We start from the raw sequence: 4,165 nt of genomic DNA, 5'->3' as shown, positions 1-4,165 counted from the left end.
GGCCGTCACCGAACTGTTCAAGCAGTTCGGCTGGAATAACCGGCAATACCGGCAGTGGGGTCTTTGTCTTGCGAGGCATAATCACTCCTTGAGTGCATGTTATGCCTTAAACACGAAATCTCTGACAGGCCCCTTCAGAAAGTCTGTTGGCTTGACTGGGCAATCACTTCGACTTAGCGTCAGGTTCCGCGAGTTTATCGTCTAGCTTTTTTAATCCAGCTAGCACAGTACGACCGACAAAACGGCTGGGTGCAGAAGTCAGCACCTTGAAGCCAAGTTCCGCGGTATTCACCAGCGCTCGAGCGGTTCCCTCAATAGCCACACCCGCTCCGGAAAAGATAGCCTCAACAGCATCGCCACCGTTGTGATAACGCTTTGCAGCGTGATTAACACCTTGGAGTGTCGCAAATAATCCCAGGCCACCCACACCAATAAGGAGCGCATCGACCGCCGTATCCTTGATATCAATCACGGAACCGCCCAGAGCAAGGCCTACCGAATGTTCCAGCTCAATATTGCTAAAACCTGAGTCGATGGCACGCGTCTGCTCTGCCACTTCCGACGTGGCAATGACAGGAATATCGGCATCCACGCTATTCACGTAAGCCGCGCTAGAAGTTGCTTTCAGCTGATAAGCCACACCGTCAATGACTATATCAGTTCCAGGATTATTAAAGTATTCAAACAAAACGCCGCCAGTATCTGCGGCCACCAGTTGCTCAAAATAAGCCCCTTTGACTAAAGACGCCAATCCGACCAAACTCTCAGCAGGCATAAAAAGTGTTTCCAACCATATATCGCCATCACTCATGCCAGCATAATGGCCATTCACCTTGCGCAATGCATCGTAGATACTTCCCGCTACGCTGACATCACGCCACAACGAAACCGGAACCGACATCATCGAGAGAAGCATACCGGCTTTAAAAGGCAGCACTACCTCATTTTCTCGTGTAATCACATGAGCAATGAACTGCTCAATCTGGCTCTGACTGGCTGCAATGCGTGCCTCGGCACGACTATTCATCTCAGTGAAATACCGATCTAGACGAACGAATTCTTCCGCATGCTTGGCATGCAAGCGTTCGTGCAGTTCCTTTAGCTGTGCAATGGACTTATCTATTTCGCTAAAATCCGGGCCTTCAAAATACTTAATTTTGCTCCACCAAGAAAACCTCTTGTAGGCTTCTTCCCATTGTGTATTTAGCTCCTCACGCCGCTGCCTCAGTCGCTGCAAATTTTCACTCAAAGACGTGTCTACTTTTATGAGCGGCATCCGATTACGGACTTCGTCCAAATGCTGTAAACACTGTTTTCGTGCAGTGGTCACGTCAGTCATCAGACATTGCTGCAGATTCTGCTGCGTAAGCTCGTCAAGATATTTTTCTAACTGTGGTTGCAAGACGCATAGTGCGCTTGCATATAAATGATTTTTCTCAGCCTGTATCCTGCACCGAGCCATGTTCTCGCGCGCGACAGACAAATCACGGGTCACGAGAATTTCCTGGAGGGCATCATTCAAGCTAGAGTAATTCCTAAGGCGTATCCAATGGAAAAAACAATTATAGCGAATGCAAACAACCCAAGCACGAGGAGCAGTATGGACAATAACGTGAATAACACTATGAAATCAGATTGCAGACCCTCCCGATACGAGTATCCGTCGGACAGCCCATACAGCATCGCCAACATGAATGCCCCCAGCGCAGTTAATAACACTGCTTGCATCCGCCTGAGACGACAGTTTTTTTGGCATTGTATTAATTCATGAGTAGCGGCAACAGACACAATCAGAGCCTTCTTATGCAAACCAGAATCGTGTAAATCCAATTACGCGAATCACAATCAAAATTTCGCCACTCTTTAACTCACGCATAACAATGCTTGCAAGGAGCCAAACCTATCTTCAACAACAACTCCTTAGGCAAGCGTGCCTTACCTTCATTCAAATGAAAATACAGCAAAGCCAAGTCTTTAATAATCTTTAGCTTAAAATCAAAAAACAAACCCACCCTAAATTTCTCTTTCTCATCCTCGATACCCCGAGTTGCTTTTACTCTGCTAGGCGCATACCGCCTCGCAAGCAGAACAGAACCCACATCTTCCGCAAGCATTTCAAGCGACTTATTCACGCTCCCAATAATGCCAGCCTTCAAATCATCCACTGCGGATTTATCCATAAAAGCGCCACTATTTCGGTATTGAATTCTTTCCGGGCTAATAAATATTTTATACTTAACTTCGATTTTTGCCCAAAAAACATCTGGCTTTTCAGGATCAAAGGTTGCACGAACATCTGGCTTATTACAATAATCTATGATTTCATTTCGTCGCGGATGCTGATCAACCTCAACAGGGATAATGAAATTTACAAAATCCGACCTTAAATACTTGCAACAATCGGAAAAATGAAATTTCGGATAATCCACATCAAACATATAGCTCTGCCTATAAAGCGCCCTTGACATTACTAGACACTCAGATTTATTTTCAATCGCAAGCTTTTGAACATACAATCTTTTTGCATCAGCAAGACTCAACAAGGCTGAGAGATCCATTTCGAAAATATTTCTGAATATATATTCATCCGAAAAATTATTTAAAAGACCTAAGCAATCATAAGATATTGACCTGAGAGTTGCCAATGTTATGTAAGAATAATCTTCCATTTTTCAATGAAAATATCAAATACATTAAAACAAAAAACCTCATTACCTACAAATAATATTCTGCCCCACCACCTGACATGACTGACCATTTGAATCAATAATAGTGTTCCCCACTCGCCGATAAGTAGTTACACCACCACCATATGATGGAATAGGCTGAACCTGAGGCACAGACCATGATTGGCTTTGCTGGAGTATTTGTTGGCCAGCATTTTGAAAAGATTGTCCGGTCTGCTGCAACTGTCGACTCAGCTGATCCATTTGAGCCTGCTGATTAAGCATATGCATACGATACATCTGCATTTGCTCATAAGTCATGGCATCTCTATACCCCGTTTCCCTTCCAGCCTTATCTATGCACATAACCCTTGCATTCGATAATGGCCTTAGTCTGACACAGCTCTCATCTCCAGCCATATAGTAATTCCCGTTGAAATAATTAGGGGTTGGACCAGTAGCGCAACCCACAACGAGAAAACATCCCGCCAACATAATAAAATTTTTCATAATCAAACAATCCAAAAAACCACTTTTCACACTTTAATTTTAAACAAAATCTTATATAAAGTCTGACGACTCCCCCAAAACTACTCCGCTATCTCCCTCATCTCATCCGCCCGCGTCCTCCCAGGCACTCGCACCAACCCAAACGCCAGCCTGTGCACCGCCGCCTCATCCGGCACCAGCCCCCAAGGCACCTCCTTGCGCTTCACCAACGCCCACTGCCGTTCCACCTCATCCAGAAACAGTTGTCGATACCGATGATCCACGCGATAGCGTGACGTGGAAACTGAATCGTCCCGGGTTTTGCGGAGGCTCCACTCTTTGAGAAAATGGAGCCACTATGAGCAAGCAGAACAAGTTTTCCCCTGAGGTTCGCGAACGCGCCGTGCGCCTGGTACAGGAGCACCGTGGGGAGTATCCGTCGCTGTGGGCGGCCGTCGAATCCATTGCGCCGAAGATCGGTTGCGTGCCGGCCACGCTGCTGGATTGGGTCAAGCGCAGCGAGATCGACAGCGGCATGCGTGACGGCATGACCACCAGCGAACGCGAACGTATGAAGGCCNTGGAACGAGAGAATAAAGAGCTGCGTCGGGCCAACGAGATCCTCAAATCGGCCAGTGCTTTTTTCGCCCAGGCGGCGCTCGACCGCGAACTGAAGAAATAAATGCCTATATCGACCGGCACCGGGACGTTTACGGGGTCGAGCCGATCTGCAAGGTGTTGCAGGTTGCCCCATCGGCGTATCGGCGCCATGCCGCCCGCCAACGACGCCCAGAATTGCGCTGTGCGCGCAGCCAGCGTGACGAAGGCTTAATGGCAGAAATTGGGCGTGTCTGGCAAGCCAACATGCAGGTCTATGGCNTACGCAAGGTCTGGCACCAGTTACAGCGCGAAGGCATTGCCGTGGCCCGCTGCACGGTTGAACGCCTGATGCGTCGTTTGGGTTTACAGGGTGTGCGTCGAGGCAAGCGCGTGCGCACCACGATGGCTGA

At 47.8% G+C, this 4,165-nt stretch carries 4 protein-coding genes, 2 pseudogenes and 1 other annotated feature; of the genes and pseudogenes, 3 read left to right on the top strand and 3 right to left on the bottom strand.

Features of this window, described 5'->3' with window-relative positions; translation table 11 throughout:
• Positions 1-163: 163 nt before the first annotated feature.
• The 3 genes from ACNA1V_RS17330 to ACNA1V_RS17320 form a co-directional block, all read right to left on the bottom strand.
• Complete coding sequence (locus ACNA1V_RS17330) at positions 164-1,495, bottom strand: hypothetical protein (RefSeq protein ID WP_415834816.1); 1,332 nt, start codon at positions 1,493-1,495, stop codon at positions 164-166.
• A gap of 373 nt (positions 1,496-1,868) precedes the next feature.
• Positions 1,869-2,669, bottom strand: a complete 801-nt coding sequence (locus tag ACNA1V_RS17325; RefSeq protein WP_415834815.1) for a hypothetical protein — start codon at positions 2,667-2,669, stop codon at positions 1,869-1,871.
• 42 nt (positions 2,670-2,711) lie between these two features.
• Entirely contained in the window at positions 2,712-3,176 is a 465-nt protein-coding gene (locus ACNA1V_RS17320; RefSeq protein WP_415834814.1) for a hypothetical protein, read from the bottom strand.
• Between the two features lie 337 nt (positions 3,177-3,513).
• On the opposite strand from ACNA1V_RS17320, the pseudogene ACNA1V_RS17315 reads away from it, so the two are divergent.
• The 3 genes and pseudogenes from ACNA1V_RS17315 to ACNA1V_RS17305 all read left to right on the top strand — a co-directional run.
• Positions 3,514-3,735, top strand: a pseudogene (locus ACNA1V_RS17315) (transposase); the annotation flags it as partial.
• A gap of 1 nt (position 3,736) precedes the next feature.
• Positions 3,737-4,034 (top strand): annotated as a pseudogene (locus ACNA1V_RS17310) (IS3 family transposase); the annotation flags it as partial.
• Positions 3,792-3,908, top strand: a sequence feature (AL1L pseudoknot). (Overlaps the previous pseudogene by 117 nt.)
• Position 4,035: 1 nt before the next feature.
• On the top strand, positions 4,036-4,165 hold a 130-nt coding region (locus ACNA1V_RS17305; RefSeq protein ID WP_415834817.1), incomplete at both ends, for an IS3 family transposase.

Origin of the sequence: Kerstersia similis (assembly GCF_965139615.1) — a bacterium.
Classification (GTDB): domain Bacteria; phylum Pseudomonadota; class Gammaproteobacteria; order Burkholderiales; family Burkholderiaceae_B; genus Kerstersia; species Kerstersia similis.
The sequence above is the reverse complement of the archived record's forward strand: the minus strand, read 5'-3'. Positions and strand labels throughout refer to the sequence as shown.